The organism is Enterovibrio norvegicus FF-33, assembly GCF_000286835.2.
Lineage (GTDB): Bacteria > Pseudomonadota > Gammaproteobacteria > Enterobacterales > Vibrionaceae > Enterovibrio > Enterovibrio norvegicus_A.
Genome location: NZ_AJYD02000038.1, coordinates 2,792,849 through 2,809,492 on the forward strand (window position 1 = coordinate 2,792,849; position 16,644 = coordinate 2,809,492).

The window sequence follows — 16,644 nt, forward strand, 5'->3', positions numbered from 1 at the left end:
TGCTTATTTCAACAAGGGTAATACTCTGTCTTCCACGTAAGCTTTACGCCAACCAGACAACAGATCGGGCATTTTTTCAGGGTTTCTGTCGTTAACCCATGCCCATTTTAAGACCTGATGAATTTGCTTTTTTGACCCAACAAATTCAGGTACAACCCCCAATTGTTCTGCCACTGCATTGGTCTGATCTTTGATCTCTTTAACCATTTGCTTGTAGCCAGGCATGTCGACTAAACGAACAATCGCCTCTGGGTAATGTTCTTCCGGCAATGTATCAAGCTCGCTGACCATGCGAAGTAGACGGCTGCCATGGCGTTCAACTTCAAAACGATCAAAGCCTTCATCCACCATTTTATCCAGCGAACGAATATCAAACCGCGCCATCTTCCAAAGGTGCAGCTCTTTCACCACGAAATTCAGTGCTAAATCGCGACGGCGCGCTTCACGTAAACGCCAACTTGCCAGCTTTTTCAACACAGCCAATTGCTGAGGGCGAAGCTGCCAAGCGTTTTTAATATCGAGGTAGGCTTTTTCTGGATCCGGCGTTTTACCGCGCTTACTCACCAGCAAGTTACACTCTTGGTTAACCGCTTCATTCCAACCTGCGTCAGCAACGCGTTCAGCCAACAAATGATACAGCGGCCACAGGTAGAAAACATCAGCAGCAGCATATTCAAGCTGTTTGTCAGACAGAGGACGTGCGCACCAATCGGTACGAGCTTCACCTTTATCCAACGATACTTGTAAATACTCGTCCACCAACGCAGCAAAGCCCGTTGAAAGACCATGCCCTAAAAAAGCCGCCATGATTTGTGTATCGACCATCGGCGTCGGCATCACACCAGAATAATGGTGAAACACTTCCAAATCTTCACTGCATGCGTGCAGGACTTTGATCACTGATTCATCAGTAAGCAGCGCCCATAACGGTGACATATCGTCCAGTTTTATCGGGTCGATCAGTGACAAGGTTTCTCCATCATAAAGCTGGATAAGACCCAATCTTGGATAAAGGGTTCGTGTGCGCACAAATTCAGTATCCAGCATTACAGCTGGCACTTTTCTCGCCTGTTCGCATACTCGTTCGAGATGGGATAGCTCAGTTACAATTTCAAAGTTCACACTGTCATCCGTATTTTGTTTGGCGCCCGAAAGCCTTACCTAATGTTGCGAAGACCAAAAACGAACATGCTGGCGTAAGCCAGCATGTTTTCAAAGGCATATGCCTCATTGTACGCGCTTCAACTTCAAAGCGCACGGGCGCGTTATGCTTCCGCTTTATTTGCTTCCTGCTTGGCTTCCTGCTCTTCGCGCAGTGCACGACGCAAGATTTTACCCACATTGGTTTTCGGCAAATCATCACGAAATTCAATAATTTTAGGGACTTTGTAGCCAGTGAGGTATTCGCGACAATGCGCTAACAACTCTTCTTTGGTCAGGCTTGGATCACGCTTAACAACGCAGATTTTAACGATTTCACCGGAGGTTTCATGAGGCTGACCAATGGCTGCCACCTCCAACACTTTGCCATGTAGTGCCACAACATCTTCGATCTCGTTGGGGTACACGTTAAAACCTGAGACCAAAATCATGTCTTTCTTGCGATCAACAATGTGCAAGAAGCCATCGTCATCAAACTTCACCACATCGCCAGTCGACAACCAACCATCATCAGTCAGTACTTCTTTGGTCGCTTCTGGGCGCTGCCAATAACCCTGCATCACTTGCGGGCCTTTCACTTGCAACTCACCAACTTGATCGTTCGCCACGACATTGCCTTCGTCATCGACGATGCGGACATCAGTAGATGGCACAGGCAAACCAATCGAGCCATTGTACTCTTTCAGATCGTAAGGATAAGCGGCCACTAGCGGTGAACATTCGGTCAGGCCGTAACCTTCCAACAAATGCTTACCCGTCAGCTTCTTCCATTGCTCAGCGACCGCGCGCTGAACCGCCATGCCGCCGCCGACGGTGAGACTCAGTTTAGAGAAGTCTAACTCGTGGAAATCTTCATTGTTGAGCATGGCATTGAACAGCGTATTCACACCTGTGATGGCGGTGAATGGATGCTGCTTCAGCTCTTTCACAAACGCAGGAATATCACGAGGGTTAGTGATTAGCAGGTTTTGACCGCCCATTTCAATGAACAACAAACAGTTTACGGTTAACGCAAACACGTGATAAAGCGGCAGTGCCGTTACCACCAATTCGCGTCCTTCTACCAATACTGGCGCGTACATTGCTTTCGCTTGGTCGACGTTGGCCAGCATATTCTTGTGCGTTAGTACCGCGCCCTTCGCCACCCCTGTAGTACCGCCGGTATATTGCAAGAATGCGATGTCATCCCCCGTCATAAAGGGTTTAACATATTGCATACGACGGCCTTTTTTCAGCGCGAGGCGCATAGACGTCGCATGTGGAAGGCTGTACTTGGGCACCATCTTCTTGATGTATTTCACCACGAAGTTCACCAAGGTACCTTTTGCTCGTGGCAATTGATCGCCAAGGCTGGTCAAAATAACGTGACGAACGCTGGTGTTATCAACGACTTTTTCCAACGTGTGGGCGAAGTTCGACACGATAACGATAGCAGCAGCGCCAGAGTCATTTAATTGATGCTCAAGCTCGCGCGGGGTATACAGTGGGTTCACGTTCACCACCACACAACCTGCGCGCAAAATACCAAACAATGCAATAGGGTACTGCAGCAAGTTCGGCATCATTACGGCGACACGATCACCTTTTTTCAGACCAAGATCATTTTGCAAATAAGCTGCAAACGCACGGCTGCGCTCTTCCAGCTTACGAAATGTCATCACCTGCCCCATGTTGATAAAGGCAGTTTGGTCGGCATATTTTTGCACCGATTTTTCGAACATTTCCACCAAGGATGGGTACATATTAGGTGAAATTTCCGCTGGTACATCTGATGGGTAGCGGTGATGCCAAACCTTTTCCACGTGATCTCTCCTATTTTGTATCGTGAGTCTTGGCCCACGTCAGAAGCAAAAATTCAAACGAGCGTTTTAACGCCCAATTAGACCATGAGTAACAATCAATTAACATCATCACGCATTGTGAGATGTAGCTTGGTCACAAAATCAATAATCAGTGCAGCTGTTTTCTGCTGACTTTGAAGATGGCAGTGGTGCGTACCTTCTACCATCTCAACCGTCAGGTTCTTAAACCACTCTTTGCGCTGTTCAGCAAGTGGGCTGCGTAGTTCTGGGTATCCGTCTTCGCCAATAATAGCGAGAACCGGACATTGTATTCCTTTGATCAGGTGCTCTGCATGGTGAGTAGACATACGATAAATCGAGTCTGTTTTCAGTTTGGCGTCGTGTCTCCAGCGCCATTCCTCACCCAATTGCTGTATTCCACGTGTCACCAACGGCGTTAAATCTTCAATCGATACTTTGTTGATACTCCGGCGGAGTTTCAGCGCGGCATCCAGTGACGGTAAAGTTCTTGGTGCTTTCATCTTCAATCGGCTTTCAACGCCATGACGAAGGCGATCTACCACCTTGTCATCACGCTCTGACATTGGGCCTAATGCCTCAATCATCACCAACCCTTTTGCACGTTCTGGGAACGCAGCACTCCAACAAGAAGCCACTAATGCCCCTAAGGAATGCCCAACCAGAAAGATAGGTTTATCACTCAGCTGTAAAATCAGCTGATGAAGATCATCCACATAGTCAAAAAAAGGGTAGAAGCTGTCCGCGCCTTTGTGATCGGATAAACCATGGCCAGGCCAATCTGGCATCACAAGGTCGACATGTTCGGTAAGAAGTGGTGCGAGAGGTTCGAAGCTTCCACTGTTGTCCTGCCATCCATGCAACATGAGCAAGATGGGTTTTGGACTGTCAGTGAGACAAACCTGTGCCGCGAGATTGCCAAACCTCACTGCAAATTGTTTTTCTTGTAATACCATGATGAGCTGCTGAATGCCGTATAGGCTCCGCACCTCTTTCAGAGGGCGCGAAGCCTATCACAGTCGGGGTTAGTTAAGTGGTACGAGGAGTTGAAGTTAGCACGATTTCATACGAAAACATCCACACCAAACAAAGCCATAATCTCTTCTCGTCGAGCCTGATTTTTCACTTCCATATAAGAAAGGAGTGCATGTCGGCTTCGACCATCGGGAACATCATAATGGATCTGTTGATGGGCATCTTGTGCCAGCTCAGGATGACGAATCCCCTGACTTACCGCTTTAGCAACCACAGACGGCTGAGTAACCTCAGCACTATTGGATGCTTTTTGTGATTTCTTACGTCCAGCATTGCTAGGACGTTGTATCGGTTGCGGTAATCCATGAATTGAAACCATCGCTGCTCTTCTCGGCTCGTCCTATCCGTTCTGCAAACAGAAATGCAGAGGTTATTCGCGACCTGGCAGCTTTTTCCACGCTACCGTGTCACGCAGATAAACAGGGCTTGCATGCTCTGCATCCACCGCCTCACCACGCTCAAGCGCATGATGCGCAAGAATAAGCATGTCTTCCGCTTCAGGGTACAAGACGCCGCTATCTGTTGTTTCTAAGTGTAGCTGGCTTGCCAGATCTGGGTAAGCTTGCCACCCAGTTCCTGCCGTAAACCACTTATCTTCTGACAGTGTAGGTCTAAAATGATCTGGCGGTAAAACAGCCTCTTCAACCACACGTTTCCAGTCGCCGTTTTCTAAGCGCTGATAGCCACCCACATAGATTTCATTCATGCGAGCATCAATGGTCGCAAGAACATTGTTCGCTTGATTGCGACGATAAGCCTGCTGCGCCATTGCAGCCAACGTAGAAACACCCACCATCGGCAAATTAGCACCGAATGCCAAACCTTGCGCAATACCAATCCCGATACGCACACCGGTGAAGCTACCCGGGCCACGACCAAATGCTAACGCATCCAGCTGATTAAGTTTCAAGCCTGCTTCTGCAAGCACACTATCAACCATAGGGAGAATCTTGGTTGTATGCTCACGCGGGGCGATTTCACAGCGAGAAATCGTCTCGTTACCTACTTTCAATGCTACAGAGCAGTTTTCAGTCGCCGTATCCACGGCAAGAATTATAGATGTCATTTACGCCTCGGGTGTTGCTGCAATACCAGCAACATCGTTGTTATTTGGTCTGTTATTAGCAAGCACTGCTTTATAGCAGCGCCCTTATTCGTTCGATTCAATGGCCGCGAGAAACTCGCCGACTTTTGCCAGATCCCGCGTTCTCGGGATAGGCGGCAAACTGCGCAAAAACGTCTCGCCGTATTGTCTACTCACCAAGCGGTTATCACAAATAATCAGCGCGCCGTGATCGCTTCTGTCTCGGATAAGTCGCCCTACCCCTTGCTTTAGCGTGATCACCGCATCCGGTATCTGAACCTGGGAGAATGGATCCCCACCTTGCAGTCGACAGTCTTCAATTCGTGCTTTCAGCAGCGGGTCATCCGGCGCTGTAAAAGGCAATTTGTCAATAATAACACAGCTCAGTGCCTGCCCTCTAACGTCAATACCTTCCCAGAATGCGCCTGTTGCGACCAAGAGCGCATTGCCCATTTCCAAGAATTCGGCCAATAACTTTTGCTTCGACGTTTCACCTTGCACCAGCACAGGTAAAGAGAGTTGTTCGCGAAAACGCTCTGACAAATCCCGTACCATTTGGTGAGAGGTACACAAGAAAAAGCAGCGCCCTTCATTCTGTTCAATCAAGGGAAGGAGCATTTCCACCAGCTTATCCGCCAAACCATAGCTATTGGGTTCAGGCAAGAAACGCGGGACACATAAAATGGCCTGCGTTTCATAGTCAAATGGACTCGGCAGCGTAAACTGCTCGGTGGGCTCAATGCCAAGGCGATGACTGAAGTGGCTAAAATCGTCATTCACTGCCAGCGTGGCGGATGTGAATATCCACGCACCTTGCTGTTGTTGTATTTGTTCGCGAAATTTTTCCGCCACGGATAACGGCGTGATATTTAAGCTGAAGTGATTGCGGCTGCACTCATACCAATAGGAATAGCCCGGAATGGTGGTGTCGCTTAATCGTTCAAGTCTGGATTTTAGCATCGTTGTGCGCTCAAACGCGGCATCGAGCAATTGGCTGCGACCTAAGGACAATTTAATCACGTCATAGGCGAGAGTCAGTGCATCGGCTAATCTCACTAACTCACGTGCCACCGCAGGTGAAGCGCTTATCTCGCGCCAGTTTCCACGAAAGCCTGGCTCGCCCAGCACAATACGAAGATCTGAGCCTGCATGAGACAACCTGTCCGCCACTTTATCTAACTGTTTGGTATCACGAAGTTCGGTGCGATACGCAATATGAATGTCTTTTGCTAGCTCTTGAATTTGTCGGCTCGACAAACTTTGCCCAAAGTACTGACTGGCTATGTCGGGGATTTGGTGGGCTTCATCGAAGATGAACACTTCGGCTTCAGGAATTAACTCACCAAAGCCTGTTTCTTTAATGGCTAAATCCGCAAGAAAAAGATGGTGGTTTACCACCACCAAATCTGCATCCAAAGCCCGCTTACGCGCCTTGACCACAAAGCAATCTTGGTAGCTTGGGCATTCTTTCCCCAAGCAATTGTCGTTCGTTGACGTGATGGTAGGAATAATCGGGCTGTCTTCAGCAAGATCATCACATTCACCCAAATCACCGGTTTTAGTTTCCGATGACCAACCCCGTACTTTGACCAACTGGGTGAGCAATTTAGGATCTGACTGTCCATCGTGACTTTCAATCATTTGACGACTGAGTCTTTCAGGGCACAGGTAATTCGCCCGCCCTTTCAGTAGCGCGACACGACCCGTAAAGCCGAGCGTATCCACCATTAATGGCAAGTCACGGTGAAACAATTGCTCTTGAAGGTTTTTGGAACCCGTGCTGACGATGGTTTTCTTGCCGCTTAATAAGGCTGGCACCAAATACGCATAGGTTTTACCCGTACCTGTCCCCGCCTCGACGACCAATTGCGTGCCGTCTTTAATGGCGCGTTCGACCGACAGTGCCATGTCTGTCTGGGGCTGGCGCGGTTGAAAACCCTTTATCGCGCGAGCAAGGGCGCCGTCTGTGGAGAAAACCTTCGAAATCATTGGTCATTTATACAGTGGTTGAAAGCATCGCATTATGCCAACAATCGCTCGCGTCTGCTACGGGTGAAAACGCAAAGCGAGCGTTCAACCTTTATCCGCCAAATTGCGATACATCAAAAGAGCGTCACGTGAGGTTTTGACCTTGAAACAAAATCAGCGTAAAACGTGATGAATAGCAAAAATCACTATTTCGCGAGATCCACACTTCTATGGAAAGAAAAACTCTGCTGACGGATTGTCCCGACGCACAAGGCCTTATCGCCAAAATCACCAACATCTGTTACAAACATCAGCTCAATATTATTCATAACAATGAGTATGTTGACCACAGCACGGGGCAGTTCTTTATGCGCACCGAGCTAGAGGGCATCTTTAATGATGAAACCTTCTTGATGGATATTGATCAAGCACTACCAGCAGGTAGCCATCGCAGTTTGGTTGATAGCAAACGTCGCAAACGCATCGTTATTCTGGTCACCAAAGAATCCCATTGTCTGGGTGATATTCTAATGAAAGCCTATGACGGCTCGTTAGATGTTGAAATTTCAGCAGTCGTGGGCAATCACGAGACGCTTGCAGCACTGACAACGAAATTCGATATTCCGTTCCATTTCGTCAGCCACGAAGGCATGGAACGTGAAGAACATGAAAATAAAGTGATTGAGATCGTCGACGCCTATACACCCGATTACGTCGTTTTGGCGAAATTCATGCGCGTACTCACGCCAAGTTTTGTTGCGCACTATCACCGTCAGATCATCAATATCCACCACAGCTTCTTACCCGCATTCATTGGTGCACGCCCTTATCATCAGGCTTACCACCGTGGTGTAAAGATCATCGGCGCAACCGCGCATTTCGTCACGAACGATCTTGATGAAGGGCCAATCATTGAGCAGAACATCAGGCATGTTGACCACACTTTCAGCGCGGAAGACATGGTGAAAGCAGGACGTGATGTGGAAAAGACGGTACTCAGTACCGCACTGAGTCAAGTGCTAGAAGACAAAGTCTTTGTCTACGGTAATAAGACTGTGATTCTGTAGTTTCAAGAAACACCCATATATAACAATTAAGGGGCATGATATGCCCCTTTTTCACATCTGTTTCAGTAGATTCTCAATGCTACTTTTCGCTTTCAATCACTTGCTCAAGCGAAACAGGATGTAACTTCACACAAACGCCATTGGCTTTAAATGCAACGGTCGGATTAGCAAGGCGTTCACCCTCCCCTGATGGTGAACTGAGCTTCACCTTTACGCCCATCTCGCTCAGTGTTTCCCAACGTGCTTTCAATTCAGGAAACAAACAAAATACGTCATCCAATAGCGCTTCTGGGGTGACTGCATCGGAAGGTATCACCCATTCTGCATGCTCCCATCCTTCTTCTGGATAGGTTTTTTCACTCGGATACGGAAGCTCAACACAATGCGTTTTCCACTGCCCGAAAGACACACTGTCATGCACCTTGATTACCACAATAGGGCGGCCATTAATGGTGTTCACAGAGATTTCATCGCCATATGCCAACCACGCTTGGTGCAGTTGCAGAGCAAGATCAACATCATTGACACGAAGTGCAATATGGTCAGCTTCATAAGAAGCGAGATCGATACCCAGCATTTCCAATAATACGTCTATACGAAGGCTAAAAGAGTCAAGTGAGGAGAAAAGCTGATCAACGGTAAGTGCAGACATGGAAATCTCTGTGTTAGTCGTGGAAATCATGCAAAGTATCCCATCCCCACAAAACGATTACCAATACGTTATTGAATGAGTGAAATTTCTCCAGAAATACGCTGCAAGGAAATGAACACAACCCAGCGACAATGAATTGAAGGCATTTAACGGGATTTTGGTTTCAAACCACGCCTATTTGTGGGTATTATTACGCCTATCAATCTGCACTCGTTTTTGGTGTCGAAAGCGCGGTATTAAAGGCGTCAACCATGCCCCGCAATGAGCATTTATCATTGGGTATCGTTGACGGATTTTTGCTTTAGTACCAAAGCAAGTAAGCCCATCGTCGTGATCGTGGTCAACTATCACGCACTGTCAATCGGGTATCAAAATTAAGGTAAGCACGTGAATATTCAAGCCCTTCTCAATGAAAAAGTATCGGCTGCTATGGTCGCAGCAGGTGCACCAGAAGGCAGCCCAGCTGCAGTTCGCCAGTCGGCGAAGCCACAATTTGGTGACTATCAAGCAAACGGCATCATGGGCGTTGCTAAAAAGCTGGGTGGAAACCCACGTGATTTCGCACAGAAAGTGTTAGATGCTTTAGACCTTGACGGCATTGCATCAAAAACCGAAATCGCAGGCCCAGGCTTTATCAATATATTCCTTAGCCCAGAGTGGCTCGGTGAACAAGCAGGCCTCGCGCTGGCAGATAGCCGCCTTGGTGTGGCTGAAGATAACAAACAGAACATCGTTGTAGATTACTCAGCGCCTAACGTCGCAAAAGAAATGCACGTTGGTCACCTTCGCTCAACCATTATCGGTGATGCGGTTGTTCGTACGCTTGAATTTTTGGGTCACAACGTCATTCGTGCCAACCACCTGGGTGATTGGGGTACGCAGTTCGGCATGTTGATCGCAAACCTTGAGCGCCATGAAGCACAAGGTGGCGACATCTCAATGGATTTGAGCGACATCGAAAGCTTCTACCGTGAATCAAAAACGCTTTACGACGAAGACGAAGAATTTGCAAAAACCGCACGTAACTACGTAGTTCGCCTTCAAAGCGGTGACGAATACTGCAAAGAAAAATGGCAGACACTGGTCAAAATCACCCTTGAACAAAACCAGCGTAACTACGATCGCCTGAACGTATCTTTGACTAACAAAGACGTAATGGGTGAAAGCATGTACAACAGCATGTTGGCAGGTATCGTGGCAGATCTTAAAGAGAAAGGTCTGGCGGTAGAAAGCGATGGCGCAATGGTTGTGTTCTTGAATGAGTACAAGAACAAAGACGGCGAACCTATGGGTGTGATCATCCAAAAGCGTGACGGCGGTTTCTTGTACACCACAACCGATATTGCCTGTGCGAAATACCGTTACGAAACGTTTAATGCAGATCGTGTTCTGTATTTCATCGATTCTCGTCAACACCAGCACTTGATGCAAGCGTGGGCGATTGTGCGTAAAGCGGGCTATATCCCTGAATCAATGAGCCTAGAGCACCACGCATTTGGCATGATGCTAGGGAAAGATGGTCGTCCGTTTAAGACCCGTGCTGGTGGCACCGTTCGTCTAGCGGATCTACTTGACGAAGCAGAAGTGCGTGCAGCCAAACTGATTGAAGAAAAAAATCCTGAAATGCCAGCAGACGAAAAAGCGAACATCGCCAACACCGTTGCCATGGCTGCCGTGAAGTATTCAGAGCTGTCTAAGCACCGCACCACTGACTACATCTTCGATTGGGACAACATGCTTGCATTTGAGGGCAATACTGCACCTTATATGCAGTATGCCTACACACGCGTTGCTTCTATCTTTAACAAAGCAGGCATCGAAGCTGACTCAGTGCAAGGCGATATCATCATTGCTGACGACAAAGAGAAAGCACTCGTGTCTAAGTTGCTGCAATTTGAAGAAGCTGTTCAATCTGTCGCGCGTGAAGGTCAGCCTCACATCATGTGTGGCTATCTGTTTGAACTGGCCGGGACATTCTCTAGCTTCTATGAAGCCTGCCCGATCCTCAATGCAGACGGTGACACAAAACAAAGCCGCTTGAAACTTGCAGCACTGACTGCAAAAACTATCAAACAAGGTCTTGATCTTCTTGGTATTAACACGCTAGAACGCATGTAATCATTACCAACTAATTGCGTGTGAAAAGTTTGAGCCTCATTCATAAATGAATGGGGCTTTTTTTTGCGTGAATGCATCAAACTCACTGCGTTTCTTGTATCATAAGTGACACAGGTTGTACTAAGGGATGGTGCATGAGCGATTACGTTTTTTTCGAAGCAACAAAGATTTTCAAGCGTGCCGTGCCATTGATGGTGAAGTACAAAGTACCTACTACCCCGCACTATTTTTCGCTTTGGTATACCTACTGTGCTGGAACTCATCCACAACTTAACCGAGCGGTTGATGAGACGGTCGAACGCTTTGGTCAATGCTCCAAAGGGCACTGCGATACCCTGATCGAATCCTACCTGCTTGATGATGCAAAACGAGAAGTCGACAGCTTTCGGAAGAAGTTGGAAAGCCTTGCCGCTGACTTAGGCCATTCTATTGACGATACGGTGCAAGACACTCAAGCGTTCCAGAACATTCTTAACTCTTCGGTTAGCCGGCTTGAAGATGTGAAAAGTCAATCCGACATCAGCGGTGAAAGCCAAGTTGTGCTTCAAGATGTGCTCAAAGGATCACAGCATTTACTGCAAGCAACCTCTCAATACCAATTGCAGGTATCATCGCAAAAATCAGAAATCGACTCACTCAAACTGCAGCTCAAAGAATACCAAAAGCAAGCCACTCATGATGCTCTAACGGGCGCATTCAACCGACGTGCCTTTGAACAAGAACTTGATGAGCACCTTAAGCAAAAATGCGAAATGTGCTTAGTGATGGTCGATATCGACCACTTTAAGTCGTTTAACGATGAATTTGGTCATCAAATGGGCGACAAAGTCCTTAAGATAGTGGCTCAGAGGCTTGAGCAAAGCGTCGAAACCAACGGAATGATTTTTCGTTATGGTGGTGAGGAATTTTCAATACTACTCCCCAAAATGTCTCTACGGGGCGCCTATCAAATTGCGGAGAAAACGCGAAAATCACTAGAGCGACTTTCTGTTACCGACAAACGTTCGGGGCAGAAAATCAACTCGATCACCGCCTCTTTCGGTATCGCCGAATTTGCTATTGGTGAGCAAGGTGCGCAGTTTGTCTCTCGCGCTGACGAAGCACTTTACGATGCAAAAAATCGCGGTAGAAATAGAGTGATGCCTTTGGTGCGATAACGCAGGTCAGAGGCTATTGATTCAACTTCGCCCCTCCTTCAACCAACCACAACATCTCATTTTCAGTCGATAGCCGACCTAAAGAGGCATTGCGTTGAGGGAAGCGTCCAAAGCGCTGAATAATGTCAAAATGATTCCGCGCTTGTCGATAAAAGTTCTCAAACATGCCCGCCTCTGATTGGTCTGCTGATTCACATAGCTGACTAAATCTAAACAGCGCCTCTTCTTGATCTTCTGCGTGCTCGGAGTGCTGAAGTGGCGTATAGAAAAACGCGCGCTGGATCGGCAACAATTGTTGGTCCTGACCAATCGCCAACCCACGCTTGCAAAGTGCTAACGCAAACTCATCATAGCGAAACGCAGCACTTAAGCCTCGATAGATACGGCGACTGAATTGATCGAGCAAAATAATCTGCGCTAATGCGCCAAAAGGCGTTTCTAGCCACTGTGACAATTTACCCTCCCCTGCCATGCTAACGTAAGGCAAAAAACGTTCACGAATAACACGGTCGGAACACTCGTCACCATGAAACCACATCGCTTTTATCAAATCATGCGTTTGTGGTGCCTCGGCATCCTCAAACCAAAAGTCCAGCACTTCTATATAGTCCATGCTCGCTCCCACGATGTTGGCTCTGATTTTGACTCTCTCTTTAGCCTAAACCCTTATCAGAAAAAGGGCGCGCTATTGGTCAAGTTGTAGTGGGTTTTGTGATTTTTCCATGACAATTAGGCAAACCCATTTCATCTAATCATCACAGAGTTTAATCTCTGTCATTGGTTTACATTTTTCAAAATTGCCAGTAGCTTTGAATGAGTTTTTGAAAAAAGAGAAAATAAAATGGCGTTTGAGTTACATCCGCGTTTGGAAGCAGATACCACATGGCTGGGGGATTTTTTGCTGTGTCGTGTTTTATTGAGTAAAGAAGATATTGGGCCTTGGTTTATTTTGGTACCCAAAGTGGTAGGCGTTACCGAACTGCATCACCTGAGTGAAGCTGATCAGCAACAGTTTATGCGTGAATCATCCTTGCTTGCTGCAAAGCTGGAATTTCTTACTCGCCCAGACAAGCTGAATATGGGCGCACTCGGAAATATGGTGCCACAACTTCATATTCACCATATCGCCCGCTTTCAATCTGACATTGCTTGGCCTGGTCCTATATGGGGAAATACACCCGGTATCGCTCGAACCAAAGATGATCAAGATGCGATGGCATTTCAATGGCGACAACACTTAAGTGAAATCAGCGATTTCATCGCAGCGTAACCGTCTGTATCGAAACCAGCATCTGCCCAATATCTATCTTGATAGATAACGCGAAATAGCCAGTCAAAATATACAAAAAGCGCGGTGTGAATATCACCGCGCTTTTTTAGTATCTACGTGTATCTGATAAGCGGATTACCCGCTCTAGCTGATAGCCACTTACTGTATGACAGTAATGCCTAGCTCTTTATCCGACACCCACTGATACCGGCGAACAACGCCATTTCGTGAATCGGAAACCGTGGTTTTGAGCTGGCCTTTTTTGACCCACACACTCAACATTGCGTCGATACCATCTTCCGACAATCCAAAGTGTACCGACAATTCCGTCAAACTGCATTGGGGGTAAGCAATCACATAGTCACGCAATTCAGTCAGTATCACAAGGCCACCGCATTCATTGCCGCATTTCGTTTTGCATGGCGATGAAGTAAATGAATTACGACTGCCATCACGGTCACACTGCCAAGAATGGAAATACCACTTTTGACAGCTGTTTCCGTTAACATCGCGGCTTGATAAACGATAGTTGCACACACCACAGCAAGTAGCATGGTCCAACTGGCAATAAACACCGCAAACGGACGACCAAATTCACGGACATAGGCGCCCATGGCTGCCACACAAGGTGTATAGAGCAAGATAAACACCAAATAGGCAAATGCGCTGGCAGCTGTAAAGTGAACACTCAAGTTAGCAAAGATACTCAAATCGACTTCTTGTTCTTCGGCAACCGCGTGCTGATCGGGCAAATCACCAACGTCTATTCCGAGCGGATCAGCAAAGTTTAACCCCAGTAAATTCTCTGGAATGGTTTCCAACGCTTCTTGCAAACTCGCTAGCAAATCATAGTCTGACGTATCCGCTTCGCTTGGTGTCGAATAAAGATTATTGAGCGTACCGACAACCGCTTCTTTTGCAAAGATCCCAGTGATAATACCAACCGTCGCCGGCCAATTATCTTCTTGAATACCAATAGGCGCAAAGACAGGTGTGATGACTTGTGCAACTTTTGATAAAACAGAATGTTCAGAATCTTGATGACCAAATGAGCCGTCTGTCCCCACCGAGTTCAAAAAGCTCAACACCGTCACAACGACGACTATGGTTTTACCCGCGCCCAACACAAAACGTTTGAGTTTGTGCCATGTTTTCAACACCACGTCTTTGATACGAGGCCATTCGTAGCGCGGCATTTCCATCATGAAGGAATCACTGTCCCCGGGATATAGCGTATTTCTCAGTACAACGCCCGTAAATACGGCGATAGCAATGCCTAGCAGGTATAACAAGAACACCACGTTTTGTCCGTTTTCTGGGAAAAAGGCGGCGGCAAACAGCGCATAAACAGGTAGACGTGCGCCACATGACATAAATGGCGCCATTGCTGCTGCTAATCGGCGTTCTCGTTCTTGATCAAGAGTACGGGTCGCCATGATCGCAGGCACATTACAGCCAAATCCTAAGACCAACGGCACAAATGCTTTGCCCGGCAAGCCAATTTTCTGCATCGCTTTATCTAGCACAAACGCGGCACGAGCCATATAGCCAGAGCTTTCAAGCAAAGACATAAACAGATAGAGACAGGCAATGACGGGGATAAAGGTGGCCACAGTTTGAATGCCCCCACCAACCCCATCAGTAAGAATTGTCACAAGCCAAACAGGAAGGTGCTCGTCAAGCAAGTAGTGCCCGCCGTCGACCAGTATCGCGCCGGTACTGATGTCAAAGAAATCGATAAATGCACTACCGATGTTTATCGAAAACATAAACATCAGATACATGATGAGAAAAAAGATGGGTAAACCAAAGTAGCGGCTCAACACCACATTATCGATAGCATCGGTAATTCGAGCTTTAAGTGGAACGACCTGCTTTTTACACAGACGACAAATCTGCGCCACGCGCGAGTAACGCACATTGGCAATAGCGAGATCAACATCAGTCTGATCTAGTTGTTGATGAGAAACCTCATCAAGCAATATCTTGGTCTCGGCAGAGAGTTGACTCAGCAAGACGCGATCACCTGCCAGCAGACGAATAGACTTTGCGCGTTCGTAGTTTGCGGCTTCTTGCTTTAATCCTCCAGACAGTTTAGCGATTGCAGATTCAACGTCATTGCCGTAATCCAGAGTCAGTGCTGAGCTATCGTATGGCGTTCGAATGCTTTCAGCCAGAGAGCACTTTAATGCGTCGACTGATGACGGATTCGTTGCGGTAACCGTGAAGACCTGACAGCCAAGCAGTCTAGCAAGCTCGTCGGTATCAAGACGAAAACCATGCTGCTCCACCACATCCATTTTATTCAAAACGACAACCATCGGTCGCCCTAGCTCACGCAACTGAAGCGTGAGGTAAAGGCTTCGCTCTAAACAACTGGCGTCCAGTACATTGACAATCAAATCGCTTGGAAGAGAGAAAAGTGCCGTGATGGCAATCGACTCATCAAGGCTGTTTTCACCGTCAGCATTATCTAGGGTATAGATACCCGGAAGATCGGTGAGTGCGCAGCTTTCATCACCAAGCAATGCAGCGCCGGTTTTTTTGTCCACGGTGACACCCGCCCAGTTACCGATCTCCTGTCGACCACCGGTTAATCGGTTAAAAAGCGTCGTTTTTCCGGAATTCGGGTTACCGACAGTAAGTAACTGCTTACTTGTCATGACTTATTACCTCAATCTGGCTGGCTAAACTCTTTCGAAGCGCAATATCACATCCACGGACGCGGACTTGAATAGGGTCACCCATCGGCGCTAGGCGGATAATGCGTACCTCTGTGTCTGGTAGCAATCCCATCGCCATCAATTTCTTTCGGGGGATAGAAGGTACGTTTGATAACGACACCACCTGCCCTGTTAAACCCGGCTTTAGCTCCGACAGCTTCATAATCACAACCTAAATGAGAATCATAAACGTTTGCGGTAAAGTATTGCAAAATGTTGCAGAAATAAAGTTGTTTTTGATCAACAAAATTGGCGCTTTGCTCGCTAAGAGACGCAACGCACTTTCTCGAACTCGTTAATTCCGTCAAAAATAACGTCAACTACGTGAAATTCCATCCCGTTTCACGCGTCCATTCCCGACTAATCAAACAAAATTCGCTTCAGCCACGTTGGCAGAAGATTGTTAATTTCGTCAAAAAATCACCAAATGGCTTTTTTAGCCCTTTGAAATCTTCGACTCAGTGCAAAAAAAACATGGCTTTTTAATCGGAATGAAATAATGGCGGGAAATTACTATGTGCGAGGGAGGGAGAACCGTTTAAATGAACTCAAGTTAATTCCAGATGGTGTGAGGGACTCCCACACACCT

At 47.2% G+C, this 16,644-nt stretch carries 15 protein-coding genes; 4 read left to right on the forward strand and 11 right to left on the reverse strand.

Annotated elements, in window-relative coordinates; all coding sequences use genetic code 11:
- Positions 1–3: 3 nt before the first annotated feature.
- From rnd to A1OO_RS20460, 6 genes are all read right to left on the reverse strand, one after another.
- Positions 4–1,122 (reverse strand): ribonuclease D, encoded by a 1,119-nt coding sequence (gene rnd, locus A1OO_RS20435; protein ID WP_026023973.1) that lies wholly within the window; start codon positions 1,120–1,122, stop codon positions 4–6.
- 143 nt (positions 1,123–1,265) lie between these two features.
- Positions 1,266–2,963, reverse strand: coding sequence for a long-chain-fatty-acid--CoA ligase FadD (gene fadD / locus A1OO_RS20440; RefSeq protein ID WP_016961104.1), 1,698 nt, complete (start codon positions 2,961–2,963; stop codon positions 1,266–1,268).
- 95 nt (positions 2,964–3,058) lie between these two features.
- Positions 3,059–3,937, reverse strand: a complete 879-nt coding sequence (locus tag A1OO_RS20445) for an alpha/beta fold hydrolase (RefSeq protein ID WP_017004267.1) — start codon at positions 3,935–3,937, stop codon at positions 3,059–3,061.
- Between the two features lie 107 nt (positions 3,938–4,044).
- On the reverse strand, positions 4,045–4,335 hold the full coding sequence (locus A1OO_RS20450; protein ID WP_016961102.1) for a hypothetical protein: 291 nt from the start codon (positions 4,333–4,335) through the stop codon (positions 4,045–4,047).
- Between the two features lie 51 nt (positions 4,336–4,386).
- Entirely contained in the window at positions 4,387–5,082 is a 696-nt protein-coding gene (gene tsaB, locus A1OO_RS20455; RefSeq protein ID WP_016961101.1) for a tRNA (adenosine(37)-N6)-threonylcarbamoyltransferase complex dimerization subunit type 1 TsaB, read from the reverse strand.
- An 84-nt stretch (positions 5,083–5,166) separates the two neighbouring features.
- Positions 5,167–7,089: an ATP-dependent DNA helicase gene (locus A1OO_RS20460; protein WP_016961100.1), complete on the reverse strand. Its 1,923-nt coding sequence runs from the start codon at positions 7,087–7,089 to the stop codon at positions 5,167–5,169.
- A 209-nt stretch (positions 7,090–7,298) separates the two neighbouring features.
- Here A1OO_RS20460 and purU point away from each other — a divergent pair, with 209 nt between their 5' ends.
- Positions 7,299–8,135 (forward strand): formyltetrahydrofolate deformylase, encoded by an 837-nt coding sequence (purU, locus tag A1OO_RS20465; RefSeq protein WP_016961099.1) that lies wholly within the window; start codon positions 7,299–7,301, stop codon positions 8,133–8,135.
- A 79-nt stretch (positions 8,136–8,214) separates the two neighbouring features.
- Here the strand turns inward: purU and A1OO_RS20470 are convergent, their stop codons facing one another.
- Positions 8,215–8,817, reverse strand: coding sequence for a VOC family protein (locus A1OO_RS20470; protein WP_017005770.1), 603 nt, complete (start codon positions 8,815–8,817; stop codon positions 8,215–8,217).
- Between the two features lie 357 nt (positions 8,818–9,174).
- Here A1OO_RS20470 and argS point away from each other — a divergent pair, with 357 nt between their 5' ends.
- The gene (argS, locus tag A1OO_RS20475; RefSeq protein WP_017004269.1) at positions 9,175–10,905 is read left to right on the forward strand and encodes an arginine--tRNA ligase; all 1,731 of its coding nucleotides are present in this window, start codon (positions 9,175–9,177) and stop codon (positions 10,903–10,905) included.
- Positions 10,906–11,039: 134 nt separating this feature from the next.
- Entirely contained in the window at positions 11,040–12,062 is a 1,023-nt protein-coding gene (locus A1OO_RS20480) for a GGDEF domain-containing protein (RefSeq protein WP_016961096.1), read from the forward strand.
- Positions 12,063–12,075: 13 nt separating this feature from the next.
- On the opposite strand, the gene A1OO_RS20485 is transcribed toward A1OO_RS20480, so the two are convergent.
- Positions 12,076–12,675 (reverse strand): DUF924 family protein, encoded by a 600-nt coding sequence (locus A1OO_RS20485; RefSeq protein ID WP_016961095.1) that lies wholly within the window; start codon positions 12,673–12,675, stop codon positions 12,076–12,078.
- Positions 12,676–12,903: 228 nt separating this feature from the next.
- Between A1OO_RS20485 and A1OO_RS20490 the strand changes: the two genes are divergently transcribed.
- On the forward strand, positions 12,904–13,332 hold the full coding sequence (locus A1OO_RS20490) for an HIT domain-containing protein (RefSeq protein WP_017004270.1): 429 nt from the start codon (positions 12,904–12,906) through the stop codon (positions 13,330–13,332).
- A gap of 159 nt (positions 13,333–13,491) precedes the next feature.
- Here A1OO_RS20490 and A1OO_RS20495 read toward each other — a convergent pair whose 3' ends face one another.
- From A1OO_RS20495 to A1OO_RS20505, 3 genes are read right to left on the reverse strand one after another with little or no spacing between them, the layout of a single operon-like run.
- Complete coding sequence (locus A1OO_RS20495) at positions 13,492–13,716, reverse strand: FeoC-like transcriptional regulator (protein ID WP_017004271.1); 225 nt, start codon at positions 13,714–13,716, stop codon at positions 13,492–13,494.
- Positions 13,713–15,995, reverse strand: coding sequence for a Fe(2+) transporter permease subunit FeoB (gene feoB, locus A1OO_RS20500; protein WP_017004272.1), 2,283 nt, complete (start codon positions 15,993–15,995; stop codon positions 13,713–13,715). Before feoB ends, A1OO_RS20495 begins: the two co-directional genes overlap by 4 nt.
- Complete coding sequence (locus A1OO_RS20505; RefSeq protein ID WP_016961091.1) at positions 15,985–16,218, reverse strand: FeoA family protein; 234 nt, start codon at positions 16,216–16,218, stop codon at positions 15,985–15,987. Before A1OO_RS20505 ends, feoB begins: the two co-directional genes overlap by 11 nt.
- Positions 16,219–16,644 lie beyond the last annotated feature (426 nt).

Excerpts from the sequence above, each read along its gene's own strand:
- A1OO_RS20450 (WP_016961102.1), bottom strand. The coding sequence starts at position 4,335 with ATGGTTTCAATTCATGGATTACCGCAACCGATACAACGTCCTAGCAAT.
- A1OO_RS20470 (WP_017005770.1), bottom strand. The coding sequence starts at position 8,817 with ATGATTTCCACGACTAACACAGAGATTTCCATGTCTGCACTTACCGTT.
- feoB (WP_017004272.1), bottom strand. The coding sequence starts at position 15,995 with ATGACAAGTAAGCAGTTACTTACTGTCGGTAACCCGAATTCCGGAAAA.
- purU (WP_016961099.1), top strand. The coding sequence starts at position 7,299 with ATGGAAAGAAAAACTCTGCTGACGGATTGTCCCGACGCACAAGGCCTT.
- A1OO_RS20480 (WP_016961096.1), top strand. The coding sequence starts at position 11,040 with ATGAGCGATTACGTTTTTTTCGAAGCAACAAAGATTTTCAAGCGTGCC.
- A1OO_RS20485 (WP_016961095.1), bottom strand. The coding sequence starts at position 12,675 with ATGGACTATATAGAAGTGCTGGACTTTTGGTTTGAGGATGCCGAGGCA.
- A1OO_RS20505 (WP_016961091.1), bottom strand. The coding sequence starts at position 16,218 with ATGAAGCTGTCGGAGCTAAAGCCGGGTTTAACAGGGCAGGTGGTGTCG.
- A1OO_RS20445 (WP_017004267.1), bottom strand. The coding sequence starts at position 3,937 with ATGGTATTACAAGAAAAACAATTTGCAGTGAGGTTTGGCAATCTCGCG.
- tsaB (WP_016961101.1), bottom strand. The coding sequence starts at position 5,082 with ATGACATCTATAATTCTTGCCGTGGATACGGCGACTGAAAACTGCTCT.
- A1OO_RS20460 (WP_016961100.1), bottom strand. The coding sequence starts at position 7,089 with ATGATTTCGAAGGTTTTCTCCACAGACGGCGCCCTTGCTCGCGCGATA.
- A1OO_RS20490 (WP_017004270.1), top strand. The coding sequence starts at position 12,904 with ATGGCGTTTGAGTTACATCCGCGTTTGGAAGCAGATACCACATGGCTG.